This is a genomic window from Alcanivorax sp. HI0083, assembly GCF_001635175.1.
The window spans coordinates 1-703 of record NZ_LWFX01001793.1 but is presented as its reverse complement, the minus strand read 5'-3'; the positions used below and the strand labels follow the sequence as shown (position 1 = coordinate 703).

1 pseudogene is annotated in these 703 nt (G+C 52.5%); it reads left to right on the top strand.

What is annotated here, in order from left to right:
• Positions 1–697, top strand: a pseudogene (locus tag A3754_RS28365) (type I restriction endonuclease subunit R); the annotation flags it as partial.
• Between the last annotated feature and the right edge of the window lie 6 nt (positions 698–703).

Below are 703 nucleotides of genomic sequence, written 5' to 3'. Positions count from 1 at the left end.
CCACAAGAGGATCAATGCCATCCTGGACCAGGCGGTGGAGCGATACAAAGCGCTCAGCGAAGAAGAGCAGGATCTGTTCAAGGGACAACTCGCCAGCTACCGCAATCTCTACGCGTTTCTTTCCCAGATCATCCCTTACCAGGACAGCAGCCTGGAAAAACTCTACAGCTATGCACGTTTCCTGCTGTCCAAGCTGCCCCGCCGCGCCGAAGAAAGCCCTTTCGAGCTGGAGGATGAGGTCTCACTGAAATATTACCGCTTGCAGAAAATCAGCGAAGGCGCCATTGACCTTGGTATTGGCGAACCCGAACCTCTTTACGGCCCCACCGAGGTTGGCACTGGCCGTGCCAAGGAAGACAAAGTGGAGCTCTCCACTCTGATCAGCAAACTGAACGAGCGATTCGGGACTGAGTTCACCCCCGCCGACCAGCTCTTTTTCGATCAGATCACCGAATCAGCCCTGGAGAACGATACCCTGCGCGAAGCGGCTCAGGCCAATACACTGGAAAATTTTTCCTACGTCTTCAACAAGATGCTGGAAGGGCTTTTCATCGAGCGAATGGAAGGTAACGAAGAAATTTTTAGCCGGCTAATGAACGACGATAATTTCCGCAATCTGGCTGGAGACCACCTTCTTCAGGATGTCTATACACGCCTGAATACCTCCTCAGACGCAAAACAAGCTAAAGATAGCTGACGGCTT